The organism is Cloacibacillus porcorum, from assembly GCF_001701045.1.
Lineage (GTDB): Bacteria > Synergistota > Synergistia > Synergistales > Synergistaceae > Cloacibacillus > Cloacibacillus porcorum.
The window spans coordinates 2,834,248-2,852,619 of the sequence record NZ_CP016757.1 but is presented as its reverse complement, the minus strand read 5'-3'; the positions used below and the strand labels follow the sequence as shown (position 1 = coordinate 2,852,619).

Annotated in this window: 12 protein-coding genes; 7 read left to right on the top strand and 5 right to left on the bottom strand. The window is 55.4% G+C overall.

From position 1 onward, the window contains the following. Positions 1–2: 2 nt before the first annotated feature. From BED41_RS12940 to BED41_RS12925, 4 genes are all read left to right on the top strand, one after another. A complete protein-coding gene (locus BED41_RS12940) occupies positions 3–2,849 on the top strand; it encodes a UPF0182 family membrane protein (RefSeq protein ID WP_066747095.1) in 2,847 nt (948 codons plus the stop codon). Then, positions 2,849–3,286, top strand: a complete 438-nt coding sequence (locus BED41_RS12935; protein WP_066747093.1) for a hypothetical protein — start codon at positions 2,849–2,851, stop codon at positions 3,284–3,286. Before BED41_RS12940 ends, BED41_RS12935 begins: the two co-directional genes overlap by 1 nt. 88 nt (positions 3,287–3,374) lie before the next feature. Then, positions 3,375–4,154: a hypothetical protein gene (locus BED41_RS12930; protein ID WP_157102358.1), complete on the top strand. Its 780-nt coding sequence runs from the start codon at positions 3,375–3,377 to the stop codon at positions 4,152–4,154. A gap of 70 nt (positions 4,155–4,224) precedes the next feature. Next, a complete protein-coding gene (locus BED41_RS12925) occupies positions 4,225–4,962 on the top strand; it encodes a hypothetical protein (RefSeq protein WP_066747087.1) in 738 nt (245 codons plus the stop codon). A gap of 148 nt (positions 4,963–5,110) precedes the next feature. On the opposite strand, the gene BED41_RS12920 is transcribed toward BED41_RS12925, so the two are convergent. The 3 genes from BED41_RS12920 to BED41_RS12910 all read right to left on the bottom strand — a co-directional run bounded on the left by BED41_RS12920 (position 5,111) and on the right by BED41_RS12910 (position 8,191). Beyond that, positions 5,111–6,448 (bottom strand): MATE family efflux transporter, encoded by a 1,338-nt coding sequence (locus tag BED41_RS12920; protein WP_066747086.1) that lies wholly within the window; start codon positions 6,446–6,448, stop codon positions 5,111–5,113. 195 nt (positions 6,449–6,643) lie between these two features. Further along, entirely contained in the window at positions 6,644–7,561 is a 918-nt protein-coding gene (locus BED41_RS12915; protein WP_066747085.1) for a hypothetical protein, read from the bottom strand. Positions 7,562–7,630: 69 nt separating this feature from the next. After that, positions 7,631–8,191, bottom strand: coding sequence for a hypothetical protein (locus BED41_RS12910; protein ID WP_066747082.1), 561 nt, complete (start codon positions 8,189–8,191; stop codon positions 7,631–7,633). A gap of 115 nt (positions 8,192–8,306) precedes the next feature. Between BED41_RS12910 and BED41_RS12905 the strand changes: the two genes are divergently transcribed. Next, entirely contained in the window at positions 8,307–9,752 is a 1,446-nt protein-coding gene (locus tag BED41_RS12905; RefSeq protein WP_066747078.1) for a glycosyl hydrolase family 18 protein, read from the top strand. A gap of 562 nt (positions 9,753–10,314) precedes the next feature. On the opposite strand, the gene BED41_RS12900 is transcribed toward BED41_RS12905, so the two are convergent. Both BED41_RS12900 and BED41_RS12895 read right to left on the bottom strand, forming a co-directional pair. Then, positions 10,315–12,207, bottom strand: a complete 1,893-nt coding sequence (locus tag BED41_RS12900; protein WP_066747076.1) for a DUF2207 domain-containing protein — start codon at positions 12,205–12,207, stop codon at positions 10,315–10,317. A gap of 53 nt (positions 12,208–12,260) precedes the next feature. After that, positions 12,261–12,812 carry a LemA family protein gene (locus tag BED41_RS12895; protein ID WP_157102406.1) on the bottom strand — a complete coding sequence of 184 codons (552 nt, stop codon included), beginning with the start codon at positions 12,810–12,812 and terminating at the stop codon, positions 12,261–12,263. Between the two features lie 151 nt (positions 12,813–12,963). On the opposite strand from BED41_RS12895, the gene BED41_RS12890 reads away from it, so the two are divergent. Continuing rightward, positions 12,964–13,245, top strand: a complete 282-nt coding sequence (locus tag BED41_RS12890; RefSeq protein ID WP_084002461.1) for a hypothetical protein — start codon at positions 12,964–12,966, stop codon at positions 13,243–13,245. Between the two features lie 695 nt (positions 13,246–13,940). Beyond that, complete coding sequence (locus BED41_RS12885; protein ID WP_084002460.1) at positions 13,941–18,320, top strand: Synerg-CTERM sorting domain-containing protein; 4,380 nt, start codon at positions 13,941–13,943, stop codon at positions 18,318–18,320. Positions 18,321–18,372 lie beyond the last annotated feature (52 nt).

The following is an 18,372-nucleotide window of genomic DNA, read 5'->3' as shown; positions in this document are numbered from 1 at the left end:
TCGTGGATATAAACGATCTCTTGCGGTCGATGATGAACCGGCCGCAGCGTGAGTGGACGCAGGGAAGCGGCGACAATGGGGAAAACTGGGACGACGAGCGGCCGCAGATGCCGCGCATCGAGCTGCCGAAGGTGAAGAAGTTCTGGTTCGTGGCCGGCGGCCTCTTTATCCTCTTTGCGGTCGTGCTGCCGTGGATCGCCACCTTTATGACGGATCTATACTGGTTTGAGGCGCAGGGCTTCGAGTCCGTCTTCTGGCGGCGCTTTTGGGCGCAGTGGGAGCTTTTTGCCGCGGCTCTGGTGCCCGGTTTTATCATCTATTCGCTTAACTGGCAGCTTGCCTGGAAACGCGGTCTGCGGCAGATTGACGACGCGGGGGCGGACGCGCGCGCAGGACGCCGCGTCAGGCTCTTTATCCTCGGCGCCGCGCTGCTGGTCGCCGCCGTCAACGCGCTGAACGCCATGGGGATGTGGCATGAGTTTCTTCAGTTCATGAATAAAACTCCCTTTGGCGAGACGGACCCGCTGTTCGGCATCGATATCGGTTTTTATGTCTTCAGCCTGCCCTTCCTGAAATTCCTTCAGCTCTGGACGCAGGGAGTGCTGATGCTGACGCTGATCGGCTCGGCGGCGATCTATTTTATGACGCGCTCGGTGAGTTTTACCCCCGGGAGGCTCTACGTGGCTCCCGCGGCGAGGCTGCATCTGACTCTGCTCGGCGCATTGATCCTCATTCTCTGGGGAGTCGGTTACTGGGTCGCGCGCTATGAGCTGCTCTTCTCTCCGACCGGCGTGGTCTTCGGCGCTGGTTATACCGACGTGCATGTGGTGCTGCCGGCGCTTTCGATACTTACCTTTGCGATGTTCGCCGCCGCGGCGCTGCTCTTTGTGAACTTCTTCCGTCCGATGTGGAAATTCTCCGCCGTCGCCATCGGCCTGCTTTTGGTCGTCGGCTGGGCGGCGCGCAGCGTGGTCCCCGGCCTTGTCCAGCAGTACCGCGTTAAACCGAACGAGTACGAGATGGAGAAGAGTTATCTCGACTATCACCTCGACTACACGCGCCGCGCCTTCGGACTTAACAAGGTCACCTCCGTGGCCTTCACGCCGGAGGCCGAGGTGACCGCCGCCGAGCTCGCGGCGGACAACGAGACGGTGCAGAATATCCGCCTGTGGGACTATTCCCCGCTGCTGCGCACCTACCGTCAGCTGCAGGCGATACGCACCTACTACAATTTCAATGACGTCTATATCGACCGCTATATGATGGATGGGCGCAGCCGCCAGGTGATGCTCGGCGTCCGCGAGCTGGATCTCTCGCGGCTCCAGAATCCGACGTGGGTCAATACCCATCTTGAATTCACTCACGGCTACGGCGTGGTGATGAACCCCGTCAACGAGATCGCCTCCGGCGGGCTGCCCTACTTTTTTATGAAGGACATCCCAGTCCGCTCCACGGTTGACATCCCCCTCTCGCGTCCGGAGATATATTTCGGCACGGCACCCTACTCCTATGTTCTCGTCAAGACCGACGTGAAGGAGTTCGATTATCCGATGGGAGATTCGAATGTCCGCTCCGTCTATCAGGAGGACGGAGGCGTGGCCATCGGTTCGCTGTGGCGGCGTATCCTCTTCTCGCTGCGTTTCCGCGACTCGGAGATACTCTTTACGGGCGCCCTCTCTAAAGAGAGCCGCGTGCTCTATAACCGCAACGTGCGCCGCGCCTTCGCGCAGGTCGCCCCCTTCCTGATCTACGACGCGGAGACCTACCCCGTTCTTATTGACGGCCGCATCAAGTGGCTGCAGGACGCCTTCACCTGGTCGGAGCGCTATCCCTACTCGAAGCCGTTTGATACGGCGGACAGCACGCTTGCTATCTTCCGCGGCGTGAACTATGTGCGCAACAGCGTGAAGGGTGTCGCCGACGCCTATACGGGCAAGATGGAGTTCTACGTCGTCGACGACAAAGACCCGATCATCCGCACCTGGATGAAGATATTCCCCGGCCTCTTCCGTGACAGAGGCGGCATATCCGAGGAGCTGTGGCAGCATATCCGCTACCCGGAGGATTTCTTCGAGGTGCAGACGGCGGTCTATACCACCTACCATATGACCGACACGAACACATACTATAACCGCGAAGACGTTTGGGAGGTCACTCCCGTGGGACGCGAGCGCCGCATACAGCCGAATTATGTCACAATGAAGCTCTGGGGAGAGAAGTCTCCCGAATTTGCGATCATCGTCCCATATATGCCGCTGGGGCGCGACAACCTCATCGGCTGGATGGCCGGACGCTGTGACCCGCAGAATTACGGCGAGCTGCTCGTCTACCAGTTCCCGAAACAGAAGCTGATCTACGGCCCCGGACAGGTGGAGGCGCTTATCGACCAGAATCCCGAAATATCGGCGCAGCTTTCGCTTTGGAGCCAGCGCGGTTCGGACGTCATCCGCGGCGACCTGCTTGTCGTGCCGATTGGAAAGTCGCTGCTCTATGTGCAGCCTCTCTACCTCAAGGCGGAAAAGGGCGAGCTGCCGGAGCTTAAGCGCGTCATCGTCTCGACGGGAGGGCGCGTCGCCTGGGCCGAGAACTTTGGCTCCGCGCTTGAGAAGCTGATGGGGCAGAAGATGACGCTCTCGACCGGCACGAAGACGGAGAGTGTCGCCGCCGCGCCGGTGGCCGGGAGCTCCGAGGGAGGCGCCGACACCGACATTAAGGCTCTCGCCTCTGAGGCGCAGGAGCTTTATAACGCCGCGCAGAACGCCCAGAGAAACGGCGACTGGGCCGGTTACGGTGAGAAGATAGGACAGCTTGGCGAGGTGCTGGGACGTATGCGGGAGCTGACCGACTGATGTTTGCCCTGCTGTTCGGAGCCTTTGCCGTTTTTGCCGTGCTGGTTTTGATATTTGGCATTTACCTCTTCTCTGCCTATGTGATGTACCGGATAGGGGATAAATTCCATATCGGCTCATATGTTGAATTTCTCTTCCCCGTCTATAACGTGATGCTGCTCTGCGACTGCGCGGGGATCACCCGCTGGGTGACCGCGGGCATCGCGGTCCCGGCCTTCGCCGCCTCGGCGCTGAACTTTTTCAGCTTTGGGCTGTTCGGCGGCAATACTGGCTATCTCGTCTCCGCGATCTTTTTCTTCTGCTGGGTCTATCTCTGGGGCAGCATCGCGCAGCGGCTGGGAAAAAATTTCTGGCTGTGGGGGATATTGAGCTTCCTCTTCGGCGGACTGCCGGTGCTAGTCCTGGCCTTTGACGGCTCGCTGCCCCGCAGGCGCTGAACGAATATCCCAAGTTTTACGTTGACTTGAGACGGATAATATATAAAATGTATTTAAACTGGTAATTTAGTTCTTAGAGGTGTTTTTTGTGAGATTGTGGAAATTTTTGATATTTGCTCTGGCGCTCTCCCTCTTTTCCCTGGAGGCGGCCTTCGCGGCTCAGAGTACGGCCAGCCTGGACGCCCTGATTCATCAGCAGGCCGCGGTGGAGAGCGAAGAGAGCGTACTTTCGGCGGATGCCGCGGTACTGTCGCGGGACGTCGCGGCCGAGGAGAAAGAACTTGCCAAGTCTCCGGCGGCGATGCCCGCCGTCTACGAGGCTTCGCTGGCGCTGATCCCATCGCCGGAGAAACGCGCGGTGGTGCGGGCTGAATCGGAGCAGTATTTCGCCGCCGGACGCCGCGACAAGGCCGCTTCGGTGATTGGGCGCGCGCTGGGTTCCGAGAACGGCTTCTCTCTGTTCTATCTTGGCAATTTCTGCCTGACGGCGCTGCCGACGGCCGGTATCGTCGATGCGCAGGCGGAGTTTCTCAGCGGTTTTATGAGAGGCTATTCCAAGACAGGCGTTCTTATGTTAACCACCTCGTCGGTTGGCAGCTTCCAGGCCTATCCGATGAAGCGCGGCGCGCCGTGGCGCGCAGTTCCCGCGGGAGCCTCTTCCGCCGCACGGGATGAGCGTATTTACCAGGGCAAGGGCGTAGCCTTTATCCCCTTTGCCTATGGTGCCAAGTTCAAGCTGGACATTACGGCCAAAGATGGCGCGGGAGTCAGGATGTGGAAGATACTGCCCAACGGCGTGAACGCGAAGAGTTGGCCGGGAGGCAGATGGGAGCGGGAGATCACCGTCCGCGGTGACATCAAATACTGATATCGCCTCCGTCATTTGGCGGCGGTGCTGTAAAATGGGTGTCAGGATCGTTTGAAGGGAGAGTATACTCATGAAAAAAATATTTGTGCTGATGCTGGCGGCGGCGTTAGCCGCGGTATTCTGCGGCGCGGCGGCCGCGGGAGACGACTGGGATACGTTTGTCGCGCAGATGGAAAACAGGCAGAAGATAAAGAGCGAGGGCCCCGCCTTTTATGACCAGATAGCGCTGCTCGCGCCTGCGGGCAGCGAGCGCGAGCTGTGGGAGCTCTCCTGCTCCGCGCCTAATTTGCAGACGCAGGCCGCGGCCTCGGCGGCTTTGGTGAAGAAATGGTTCCCTGAGGGAGACCCCGCGAACTGGCAGCAGGTGACGGGATTCTTTCCGCCGGCCTCTTACGTCCCGAAGCAGATAGTGGCGGTAAACGCGCTCTTCAACGCCGTCACCGCGCTCTCGCAGATGCCGGAGGGAAAATACGCCGCCGCCTACCTTATGCGGCAGTTTGCGCAGTCCTCGATGGGCAAGCTGATCTTCATCGACAATATGCCCGCGCCCTTTAGGAAGACGCTTGACAGCCTCCTAGCGGAGACCGATATGGGCGGCTACTGGGCAAGCAGCAAAATAGAGGGGCCTTACCCCTTCGTACCCGTCTATAACGGCGTGAGGACCTACGACTATGCGATGAGCCGCGGCCTCCAGTTCCTCAACGGCTTCGGCGGTATCGCGGAATCCGGCCCTTACGCTTGGGACAGGACGAACGGATTTGTCTACCGTCTCGTTGACCCCAGCGTAAAGGTGTGGGATCGGGACTGACTGTTCAGACGGCGCTGAGGCGGTAAGCCCGGCATAACAGATTTATATGGGCCGTGTTCCTTGATAAGAGAGGGACGCGGCTTTTTTGTAAATTGGGCCGCAGGCGTTTATCACAGCCCTGCGCCGCCCGCGAACGGGGAAGGTTATTTCAAATCAATCCCTTCAAGCGCCATTTGCCGCCGGCGTATCTGGCGGCGGCAAGCGCGAGACCGGCGGCCCAGCCGATCGGCAGCGACCACCAGATGGCCGCCGGGCCGATCTTTGCCGCGAGGGCATAGGCCATGACGATGCGCAGGCCGAAATTTGTCAGCGTGCAGAAGGTAAAGGCGCTCATATCGCCTGCTCCGCGCAGTACGCTCGCGAAAATATTACTCATTCCCATCATGATATAAAAGGCCGAAACGGCGCGGAGGTAATCCATGCCAACCTCGATGACGGCGGCATTGGCCTCCGAATCTACGAAGAAGCCGAGAAATTCCCTGCCGAAGAGGAAGATCGCGGCGGTGAGCGCCAGCGCTATCGTCGAAGACATCAGGGAGGCGGCTCTGACGCCTCTGCCGATCCGTTCATACTTTCCGGCCCCCATATTCTGCGCCGTGAAGGCAGAGAGGGCGTTGCCGACGTTGAGCATCGGCAGTATCGCGATGTTGTCTATCTTCGTGGCGGCGGTGTAGCCCGCCATCAGCACGGGGCCGTACCTGTTGACGAGCGTCTGGACGAAGATGAAGCCCATGGAGACGATCGACTGCTGTATCATCGAAGGCAGCGCGATGCGGTATATCTTTCTGAACAGCGCCGCGGAGAAAAGGGGCGGTCTATCCGGGAGTTTGATATCCCGGAGCCGTGAAAGAAGGATCGTGAGCCCCGCGAAGGCCGCGAAAGCCTGAGAGATCAGAGTCGCCCAGGCGACGCCGGGGACGGCCAGACCGAAGCGCACAACGAACAGCAGATCGAGCGCGATGTTCAGACCAGAGGTAAAGATAAGCAGAAACAACGGCGTCCGGCTGTCGCCGAGGGCGTTGAACGAGGCGGTCACGCCGTTGTAGAGAAACATAAAGAGCAGTGCCAGCGTATAGATTTTTAAATAGACGGAGGCGTCGCTGAAAAGCTCCTGCGGCGTTCCCATCAGCCACAGGATGCCGTCTCCGAAGATGAGTCCGGTGAGGGCCAGCAGCGCGCCGGTCGCGGTCATCGAAATAAGCGTCGTATAGACGGCTGATTTTGTTTCACTCATCCTGTGCGATCCGAAAAACTGCGAGATCACGACGGTGCAGCCCGCCGCGCCGCCGGTGGAGAGGGCGATAAAGAGAAAGGTCGCCGAGCCTGAGGCTCCGACGGCGGCGAGCGCCGAAGCGCCGACGAAATTCCCGACGACGATGAGGTCTACAATATTATAAAACTGCTGAAATAGGTTTCCCAGAATCATCGGCAGCGCGAAAGATACCATAGTCCTTGCGGGGCTGCCGGCCGTCATATCCCGAATCATCGCTAAATCCTCCGCTCCGCGCCGGATAGATCTTCCGCACGGCAGGGTGCAAAACGCACTAGATACTAGCAGAGCCGCCGCGCCGCGTCAAATTCACCCGACCCGGCGGCTAAAGAGCTGCTCGTCTGCTTACGACGCAAAAAGCGCCGCCGTGATTGACGGCGGCGCTGAAGCGGCTGTAAATATAGGGCGTCCCTATTCTCCGAGAAGCTCCTCGAGTATCTCCGCAGTCTCTCCGAGAGCCTCCGCGTCGATCTCCTCCGGGTCCGTGTTGGCCCTTTCGAGCTCTTCGAGGTGCTTCTTGACGGCCTCGATACGCTCCGACACTCCGGCCTCCTCGTAACCCTCACGCAGCACCTTCATCTCTTTTTCGTCAGCGAGCCTGTTCGTGAGATATCCGAAGAGGAAGGTTGGCGCGCTGATGGCGGCGAGGCGTTTGTCCGACTTGCACCACGGCTCCGCGAGGTAGGTCGCGTCGTTCACCACGTCCTCCAGCTCCTCCTCTATCTCCTCTTCGGCCTCCGGGAAATCCCAAATATTGATGACGAAGAAGGGCACGTCGGGGGAGAGCGAGATGGCGTAGTTTATGGCGTCGCGCACCTCTCCGGCCGCGGCGCCGGTCTCCAGAAGCGCGATCGCGCGCGCGTGCTCGCCGACGACGGATTCAAGCGGGTCCGCCTCAAGCGTCTCAAAGATATCGCCGTATAGCTCAAGGTCCAGCATGCAGCGGTAGAGCAGCATACGGCTGGGGAAAGAGCCCTCGTCGTCAAAATTGGCAAATTCCTTGGCTACCTCGTAGGCCTCTTCGATCTCGCCCTCCGCGAGCAGCGAATAGCCGAGATTCATCATCACCGTGCAGTAGACGAGTGCGTCTCTGTCTTCATCTATGACGGCGGGTATCTCCTTCGCGTCGACCACGGCGCGGATCTCATCCAGCGCCTCGCGCAGCATATCGAGGTTTTCCACGGCGTCTTCGTAACCCATCGTCTCCCAGACCGCCAGCTTCCCGTAGGGGCTCTTGGGGTCCTGTGTGAGGAGCTCCTCACCGATCTCTCTTATCTCTTCATTTGTCTGGGCCTCGTCGAGCTTATCCAGAAGTTCGTCTCTTGTCATGACGTTTATCCTCTCTTTATTCGTAATGTTTTTGTTCTCGTATTTCCGGAGCACGCGCCTATTATACGTTTAAACGCCGGAGACTACCAACACAATCGTACCGTTATTCTGCAGTTTCATTATATAGACGAGGCCGCCGCGGCGGTCATACCTCTGCCGTCCGTCGAGCACCGGGCCATATAGTCCCAGCCTGCGCAGCATGCGCCGCGTCTCCTTCGGTGTTATCTGCGAATCAAAGGCCATGATGATCTGCTGGCAGATGCTCTCATACTGGTCCTCGCCGTTGTGCAGTCCGCCGCGGCTGTATCCGATCGGGGGCTCTCCCGGGGCGACGGTGAAGGAGAGCGCGACATTTTTGAGCATCTTTGTTCCTGGCATCGTGTTGAGATAGAGCAGGATGGAGTCATTATATTCCGCAACGTAATTGCCGTCTTCCAGGCGGATCATCTCATTTTCTATACGTGCGGAGGAGAAGCTCCACTTGACCTTGCGCGCGGCGATCTTCATGTGCATGATGAAGACCGGAACGGAGATGCCGAGCCCCATGCTGTCGTCGTCCTCGGCGGCCGGCGCTAAGTTTGCCGTTATCAGCATAAAAGACACGCAAAGCAGGATGATTTTTTTTATCAAAGTCTTTCCCTCTCTTAAATATCGAAAACGCTATGGGCCATTATAGCAAATTTACATAAGCTGCAATCATCTTTTTAGAGTAAAATATCCTCTGAATGACGAAAGGAGTTTTGCAATGAAGTGTCCACTTGTAAGATTTTTAAAGGTGTTATTACTCACGGTCCTCGTCTCCGTACCCTTTAACGGCGCGGCTTTTGCTGCCGAGGGAGACGAACCGGTGGAGATATATTTTGAAAGCCAGAGCGGTGTACAGCCCGATCTGCTTGGCACCGCCTTTTTCAGGGCCGGCGCCCTTTGGGTGCCCGCGGAGGCGCTTCGTTTGATGGGCGTACCTCTGGAGGATGGGCCGAACAACAAAGGTTTCTACATCGGCGTCACAGACCCCGCGCAGCGCTTTGACAGCCCTGTGCTCGCGCAGCTCGCCGGACGCCAGATAGCGCTATATTTCCCCTCGCTCTCCGTCGAGGGCGTCTCCTACTTCAACATGAGCGGGATGCAGAACCTGACGAATCTTGATTTCAGAAGGGAAAACGGGAGCGTCGTCTTTACCCCCAACGACAGCGTCAGAGGATATGTGCAGAGCGGTGCCGTGGAGCTGCCCCCAATTTCTGGCAAGCTGACGATGACCTGGGAACATGTGACGCTCGATAATCCCAATCTCGGCGCGCAGAATGCGATACCTGGCCTTGACGTCCTATCCCCGACCTGGTTCAATCTCATGGACGCGAACGGCGGTATGGCGAACCGCGCCTCCGCCGCCTATGTTGAGTCAGCCCACCGCAGGGGATACCGCGTGTGGGGGCTGGTCTCCAACAGCTTCAACGCCGCCATGACGACCGCCTTCTTTAAGAACGCGCGCGCGATGAACCTCTTTATGGCGCGTCTCATAATCTACGCGAAGCTCTACGGCCTCGACGGCGTCAATATCGACTTTGAGGGAATGAACGAAGCCGACCGCGCGCAGTTCGTGCGCTTTGTCGCGCGGATATCCGAACTGCTGCGCCCCGAGGGGCTCACGCTCTCCGTCGACGTCTTCATCCCCGCGAATACTAAATCTTCGCGGAGCCATGACCGCGGCGAACTTGCGAAATATGTCGACTATGTCATGCTGATGGCCTACGACGAACACTGGCGTACAAGCCCACGCGCCGGTTCCGTAGCCTCGATGCCCTGGGTGACGAAGGCGGTCGAGGGTACCCTCGCGGAGGGAGTCCCGCCGTCGAAGCTGGTGCTCGGCGTTCCCTTCTATATGCGCCGCTGGGAGGAGACGAAAGCCAACGGCGGAGTGAAGGTGAAGGGCTACACCCTGACGATGGCCGAGGCGGAGGAGCTCGCCGCGAAGCGCGGCGCTCAGATGCAGTGGCTTGAGACGCCGGGACAGTATTATTTCACCTACGTCGCGAATGGCAAGGTGCAGAAGGTATGGGTCGAAAACGCCGCCTCGATAGAGCGGAAGCTTTCACTGGTGGGTAAATACGGCCTCGCCGGAATGGCCGGTTGGCGAAAAGGCCACGAAAAACCCGAGGTGTGGGATACTATTTCATCTTTAATGGGCAAATAGGAAATCGGCGTTTATACGCGCCGCTGACTTATCTCAACAAGGCCGGAAAATCCTCGACGCACCGAAGTGCGCCTGCGGTTTTCCGGCCTTATTTCGCGTCGTCATCGACACGTCTAAACGCCGATTTCCTTCGGGTGGGGAACGGTAAACAGCGATTTATCTTCGACGGTGCAAGGAATAAATAACGCTTTATCTTTTGACTTTGCCCTTAAAGGCGCCCTCTGTTCATGTGAGGGAGCTGGCTCGGCGATGTTTTTCGCCGAGACTGAGGGAGAGTTGCTCTGTTTGGCGTGGGAACCGCGCCAAACAGAGCCCGCGGCAAAAGCCGCGGAAGAACCTAAGGTCAATTCTCCCTCAGTCCCTACGGGACAGCTCCCTCGGAGAGGGCGCCAAAATCTTTGGTAAATCGCAATTTACCTCTTTTCCTACCCGAAGGAAATCGGAGTTTAGAAGTGCGAGTTGCTAAATGAAATGGGGTCTCCGATACCGGAACCGTATCTTCATACGGTGAGGATTCGGAGACCCCATTTTATGACGCAAATCGTGCTTATAAACTCCTGTTTTACCAGCCGGAGCCGCCGCCACCGCCACCTCCGCCGCCGGAGAAGCCGCCGCCTCCGGCTCCGGAAAAGGAGCTTGGGGCCTGTTCCGGTTTCATGCCGGCGGCCATGCTGGAGCCGATTGCCTCGGAGAAAGAGCCGAAGCCGCCCGTGTTCATGAAGATATAGGGTGAGGGGCCGGCGTACCACTGCGGCGTGTACTGTGCCTTTTCAAGTACCTTTGCGAACCGGTCTCCCCAGGTCTTGGCTGCCCCGAGCGCCATCGCGTAGGGCAGAAGCCGTTCAAACAGCTCTGGGGTCTCGTCCGGCGCGTTCAGCATCTCCATACGGTCCTTCTCCGCGACGGAGATATAGAGATTCAGCCCCTCCACCTCGCTGTTGAGCTCCTCGCCCCTCTCAGTTCGGCTGGTAACGAAGGGGCGCATCAGCGCAGTCACCGTCGCCGCCGCGATAAAGGGCAGGATTATCAAAAGGACGGCGCGCTCTCCCTCGAAGATCGAATACGCGGCAAAGGCCGCGACGACCGAGGGAAAGAGGGAGAATATGATCTCCTTTATCTTTGTAATGAAAGAGCCGCCGGGAGAAACCTTCCTTGAGAGTGAGATCATGAGCACCGCGCCTCCGAAGATGCCGGCGGCGGCTGTGGTCGTAAGGCTGTCTCCGGTGAAGGGCAGCGTTGTGGCGAGCCCGGCGATAAAAATCAGCGCGCCGGTGAGACAGAGGCCGATATTCGTGGAGACCAGCCCGCGGCTGAGGCTCGATATGCCGCGCCGGAGGCCGCCGTTCGCACCGGAAAGCTCCCTGGCGTTTTTCTGCTCCAGCGTGATGCTCTCCCGGTCTCCGGGGAAGAGCCGCATCATCATCGCGTCCTCGTCCCGTGTCAGTTCGACATTGCTGTTTTTCTTCACGAGCGTGAAGATATTATTTTTATGCCCAAAGAACGAGGGCGGTTCGTCGCTCTCCTCAATCTTCAGCGCCCCTTTGACCGCCAGCCCAATGATATTTGCCGTCATCGAGACGCGGTCGACCTTCATCTCCTTTATATAGCGAACGAAGGCGGGAGAAGAATCCTTCGGCGGATAGAAACGTGGGATCACCGCCGGTGGTTCCCCTCCGCCCCTGCGTTTTAGGACTGCAAAGGCGAACCACGCGCAGGAAAAGGCTAAAGTCGCAAAGGCGATCCAGCTCTGCCTGCGTTCGTCTCCGAACGGTGACGGTGGCGGGGAGATGAGCCCTTTCTTCCACGTATATACGACGGTGAGCCCCTCTCCAGGCGACAGCGGGTGCGTCGTGACCACCGTATTCCTATCGGCCAGCTTGGCGTCTTCCTTAACTCCGCGCTCACCGTAGCCTCCGACGTACCATTCTATTGAACGAAATGGTTCGCCCGCGTATTTTTGCGGCAGAGAGACGCTGCAGGCGGCCGTCATTATCGGCCATGACCAGCCGTTGCCGGTGACGTTCCAGTAAAGTTCGTCGTAATTTTCAAAGAAACCCACCTGACGCGTCGTCGTATACTTTATCGTAAAAGTATGGAGCCCCAGCGGTATCATCGAGTTTGGGTCGCCGATCTTCACATAGGCGTAAGCGCCGTCATAAGAGATATTGTAGGGGATGTCTTCGCCGTCAAGCTTGACGGACTCCACGTCAAAGCCGACATCGAAGGAGCGCCCGCTCCTGTCCTTATACCTTATCGGGAAGTTACGGATGATGCCGCGCTTTATACTCTTATGCTCAATATTTACCAACAGCTTCTCCTTGACCTCAAGGGAGCTGTCCTCACGGATCGCTATCGTGCTGCGGAAACTTTCAATGATCTCCGCGGCGTTGGCGGGAAGAGCGGAGAAAATAACGGCACAAAACATGAACAACAAGCAGATATTTGTCTTTTTCATTTGCCGCCTCCTTAATTTTAAACGTTATCCTATTTGGCTATATCTGGCCGATTTTAAAATGCGACCTTTGGCACGGCGCGTTCCGACTCGTCCGCCTCATAATACGGCAAAGTGGAAAAACCCATCGGCCCGGCGATCAGCATGCCGGGGAACTGCTGTACGGCGTTGTTCAGATTGCGCGCGGAGCCGTTGTAATAACGGCGCGACATCTGAATCTCATCCTCGATCTTACTGAGCTCTCCCTGTAACTGAAGAAAATTCGTATTGGCCTTAAGATCAGGGTAGGCCTCGGCGACGGCAAAGAGCGAACGAAGCGTGGAGGTAAGCATATTTTCCGCCTTCATCCTCTCCGCGGTATCGCCTCCAGCGTCGACCACCGCCGTCCGCGCGCGGGTCACGTCGTCCAGCGTGCTCTTCTCATGTCCCGCATAGCCTTTGACGGTCTCCACAAGATTGGGAACAAGATCGCTGCGGCGTTTGAGCTGCACGTCAATGCCGCTCCAGGCCTCCTGCGCCATATTTCTCAGCTTGACCAGTCCGTTATATGTCCCGATAATCCACACCACTATGAGCGCGGCTATACCTAATACTATCCACAACACCATGAGAATTTCTCCTTCCAAATCTCTGATTTGTCGGTTGATTATACCTCTCCTGCGATGATACGTGTTAATATTTATAGCGTAAATAGGCAAATAAACGGTAAAACGCAGTGCCTGATGTGATAAAAAATAGATGGACATGGAGGAATAGAATATGATGATAAGACTTATCGCCGAGGACGGCCAGATGCGCTCGGTAAAAGTGGGTTTCAGCTGGACGGTGTTCTTCTTCGGTTTCCTTGTGCCGATATGCCGGGGCGACGCGAAGTGGGCCGTGATAATGTTCGCGGCGAGCGTGCTGACGCTCTTTTTTGCGCAGCTCGTATTCAGCTTTACCTATAATGGCACCTACATCCGCGAGCTGCTGAGCAAGGGGTACCGTCCCGAGGACGAGTATTCCCGTGCCGTACTGGTAGCCAAGGGATACATCGCCTAAAAATCGGCGTTTATACGCGCCGTCTGCGTCATAACTTGCCCCCTGAGTGTCCTCGCCGTATGAAGATACGGCTCCGGTACTCAGAGGGCAAGTTATTTAGCATCCGACACGTCTAAACGCCGATTTCCTTTGGGTGGGAAAGCAGTAAATTGCGATTTAGCTTTCTTATTGTTATACAAGTTCATCGATGTATGGACATACAGTCAGTCACTTCTGAAAAATTCAAATATCAACTCTATAAACGACAGGGCGAATTGGCGTGTGGCTGGTATTTTGGTACCAAAGACGGCGTTCGGCGCCGAGGGTGTTTCGATGTTATGTATCGTTCGGAAAAGTTACTTAACGTATATTAAGTAATTTTACGGTGGACGTAAAAAATATTTGTTGCGCGACATGGCAGTACTGTGATACGATAGCCGCGCAGCGGATGTAAAAATTATTTATTAGTGCGGTGGCGTATCGAGGATACGAGCCTCCTGCGTTCCGCGGATAATATATCTTAATTGGAGGTAGGTAAAGATGAAAGACGATCGAACGCCATTTTTGCAAAAAACGAACCTTAGTACCCTTCCACGGGGGGGGGCAACCGTAGTTTATACTGGTTAAGACTCCTTCCTTTTTCCGCACCCTTTAAGTTCCTGATACTCCTGCTTGCCGCGCTGTGCGCGCTGATTCCCTTCGCCGCCCATGTCGTTATGGCGGACAATCCAACCTACGAGACAACATACTACTGCTTGCAAACGGAAACGGACAGCGAAAAAATCCTTAAATACACCGCGGATTCATATTCGCCTTTAACCCCCACCGGCGTTGTAAAGGTGGATGGGACACATTTGCAGATCACTTTTGACAGAGAGCTTGAATACGCCACGACCAAATCTATTGATGATGGTGTCAGCATGGTGGGGGACGAAGCGCGCCAAAAGTTCATAGTTAATGATAATGGTACCGTTGTTGATGTAATAAAGGTCGTCCCGCTGGCAGCGCCTGTTGTCACGGGCAGCCGCCGGACGTTTCGTGCCGTAGAGCTTGAATTGGGAAAAATCATCGGCGATTCGGCAACTGTATCCTACGATCCTGAACTAAAAGGCCATAACGATTCGCTGGCGCTTGCCGACCCTAACGCCGGAAAACTTACAGGTAAATTTGGTCCTATCAGCGCCGCCGCTCCGCAGGCACAGTTAAAGACGCTGTCCTTGGATGTAACTATCAGCGGTCAAAACGATGGGACGCTGATGGACGAAAATACGCCCTCAGTGCCAACGAGGATGTTTGAAGCGTCTCTTGCCGACGATAGGGTCTCCAGCGTTGTTATGACCTTCACACTGGATAAGGAGTCCGACTGGTCCGTCTCCGTCAACGGCGCTGCTCCCAATCCCGGCGCGAAGGCGTCAAAAGGTGACGTCAACGTGGGTCTCAAAGAGGGATGGAACCGTATCGTACTCATGGTGGGAGACGTATCCCAGCAGGGCTTTGTCACCTACGAGATCTGGCTCTATAAGGGTACTCCCGCATACAGCCCAGTAGAGAGCGTCACCCTCGAATCGGAAAGTGGCAAGCTATTGGGTACGGTAACGTTCGCTGACGGCTACCTTCAAGGCTACGCCTCCATACCGGGATCATACAGGAGTGTCGTGGTGAAAGTCGCTGCCAAAAACGATCCGCAGAGCATCAGTATAAATGGCGAAGATGCCCTTGATGGCAAGGCAACCGTGCGCTATCTTGTTGCGGGGGAGATACGTGATGTCAAAATAACGGTCACCAGCAAAGCTGGCGATACCGCCTCGTATTTAGTCGAATTAAACAGCCGCAATGACGATGTGAAGCTGGACGGCCTTAAGGTGTACATGATCGACGAAAAAAAAGACAAAACGGAGCTTACGCTTATACAGGATGATAACGGCAGCGGTGTCGTAACTGGGTTTAATAAGGATCTGGCGCCCAACGCCCAGGGCTATCGCGGCTATAATGTGCAGCTGGAGCAGCTCCCTAATATCGAAAAGTATAAATTTATAGTAGTTCCCACCGTTGAAACCAATATGGAGTATGATACGGAAGTATTCGTCAGCACAGAGGAGGGCCGCCAGGAAAATCCTATAAAATCCGGCGAAGAGAGCAAAAAATTTACCATAGATGGACAGGGAAAGACTCTGCCTGTTTATATTACGATGAGCAGGAAGAATCCTTCTACGGGCGGCACCGACGTAAGCGACTACAAGGTACGGGTGAATCTGGTTTCGCAAAAAGTGGAACCGCGGCTCTTATCCCTGAATCTCTACGATAAATTTGAAACAAAAGACGTTCTGAAATTGTCGCAGACGGAGCTTAATGGCAAAGAGAAACTATTCAAGACAGAGCCAAACTCACTCAAGTTCACACTGAGCGCGGAAATACCAGACGACAAGACCATAACGTTGGATACGAATCTGGACCGGGACAAGGACTCCTATACCATTCTAGACGGCAAGCTGACCGCCGCCATCAATATGGTTTGGGGCGAAAAGAGAGAAATACGATTCACCGTCAGCAATACGGCAACCGGTCGGAAATATGATTACAAACTCAACCTGCAGCAGGGATATGCCGGAAAGCCTTTCATTTACCTGGGAATAACCCCCGAAGAACTGTCAAAAATATGGCTGAACGGCTCAGGGCCGAGTTTTAGGATTAACGGTATTTCTTCCTGCATACAGTTTGATTTGCCCACGGAGCCAGGCGGCAACAGAAAATTTTCTTACATCGTCAAATCGGACATCTCAAGGTTCGACAACCTGTCGACATTTAATAATGACAAAGACGGCGGCAGCGGAGTGATGACTGTCGGCTGGGCGGTATTTCCTCCGCTGGGGCAGGAAGAGAACCCTCCAAGCTTTAAAATAGCCAATATGGACCCTGACGCCGAGCCGGACTCCGCTCCCATAGACTGGATGGTCGGCAGTACGACGATTAACACTCGCAGGACCGGCGGTACGGTTACGCTCTATTTTTCTAACCAGTCTAAGAAGGCTTTTACCTATACACGCAGTTATGAACCCCTCGCTGAAGACCGCAAAGATGGTATAGGCGAAATATTGGACCGTCTCTATCCCGTATATTTACAGGCCTCGCTGCCGGATGGCCGGGAGCGTCAGGGTGAGTTTGCGTGGATAAAGACCTCTAAACTGCTGGAATTCCCTCCGGTAGTGGCAAACTTGGTCGAGAAAAATCCACTTAAAATCATCGAATTTACTGCGGAGAAAACGCCGCCTCTGACAGGTATCAAGATTCTTGCGAATAATAACACAACAGTTGTTCAGGCGGGAGCAAATTATCAATTTAAAGTTGTGCCAGAATTAAGGACATATGGGCAATACAGAAAATATAACTATGGTGAAGTAGGAAACCCTAAAGATACGTTTGGTAAATTCGCCCGCGATTATCCAAATGCGATGTGTGCTGAGGGGTGGAAGTGGATGTTTGCGACGCCATGGTTTCCAATGCAGGCGCAGGTTGACTTCTATAAGTATAGCCATCCCGGCGCCGGAGACGATGTATATGACGCAGTCGACATCGACTACAGCAGTGATCCAATTAAATGGGGATTGACCGGTACCGGCGACGCCTTTAAAGACCCGACCGATGTCAGCGAATATGCCACTGTAGACCAGAATGGAATCGTCCACGCTAAAAAGCATCTTCCTATGGGCTCGTTGATTAGGTTATGGGCAACTACGAAGAGGCTTGAGAGAAGAGCTTATATTGATATTGATATAATCCATGAAAATGCCGGTGATGTATCTACAAATCGCGAAAACAAGTTCGCGTTTATCGCATTGTCGCCCAGGATGGCTTTTTACGGGGCTGATTTCCAATATGATTCGATAGGAGGCAAAGACTATTGGAATAAATGGGCCACCGTCGTCGCTGAGCAATGGTTGGACTGTGACATACGACGCGGCAAGATAGCGTGGTGTAACTTAAGGAACACTGGAAAGGAGAAGGACCATACTATATTTTTGGGGTCAGGTAAATTAAAACTGCAGTTGATTGGTTTGATTACACCATCCCTCTCTAATAATAGTGGAAAGTCTGCTTTTTCCATATATGATGATTGGCCTCTGGAAAAGCACCCGATAGGGGATGTGATCGCCCGCATACCCCGTTATCAGCCGTACCAGATAGCGATGGCGGACTTCCTGGAAAAGACGTATAAAGATAAGAATAATCTTTTCAACCCACCTATGACGGCAGAGGTGTCCGGGTATCCAATATATGGCACAAATATTATTAAGAATGATTTTACATTTATCGTGGAGACGGGCAGCCAAGCGGAAATAAAATCGTCAATGGCATCAAACGCCTTGAGACAAATTCGCGGGAATAGTTCGCAGGATGATGAGGGAATTCCGGCAAGCGAAAGAGGACGCTGGGATTTGGAAGAACATCATGTCCTGAGTGAGCTGAATATGACGCCGGAAGAGGCAGGCCTATCGGAAGATATAGTTATGTACACGCTCTCGGATGGCAGAACCGGCATCAACATGCTCGTGGGCGGCGAAGAAGACTCCGGCGGCGTGTCGGAGGAGGGCGGCAGGAAATCAGCTGTCGCTGGCGGCAGCGTAATGGCCGCGGCAGACGAGATCGAATGGATATACCCCGACATCCCCGGCGCAGAAGAGGTAAGCGTAATTTACGGCGACGGAACGCCGGTTTCCTCAGATTTCTCCCTCTATTACAACAAAGTTAAGGAGCGGTCGGAAAAAGAGGCCTCCGGCGCGAGGGCAAGCCGCAGCTCTTCCGCGATACCCAAGCTCGCTCCAATGAAGATCAGCTTCGCCGTCGACTCCAATGCATTTGACGATCTCGAGCTGCTGGGTTTCAATTACAAGATGAAGGGCAGCGACGAGGTGTACTGCGTAAAGGCGCAGGGTACCGGTACTAACGGCGGTTTTTCTTTCAGCGACGCGGCTGAGGAAGAAAAGAAAAAAGAGCTTGCGGCAAGTTCCGGCGGCGGATGTAACGGCGGCTTTGCCGGTCTGCTGGCTCTCTTTGCCGCGGTCCTGCCGCTCTGCGCCATAAAACGCGGCAAAAGTTAAATATCACCGGAAACGGAACCGTCCCGCGCCGACCAACTAAAGGCCGGCCGGT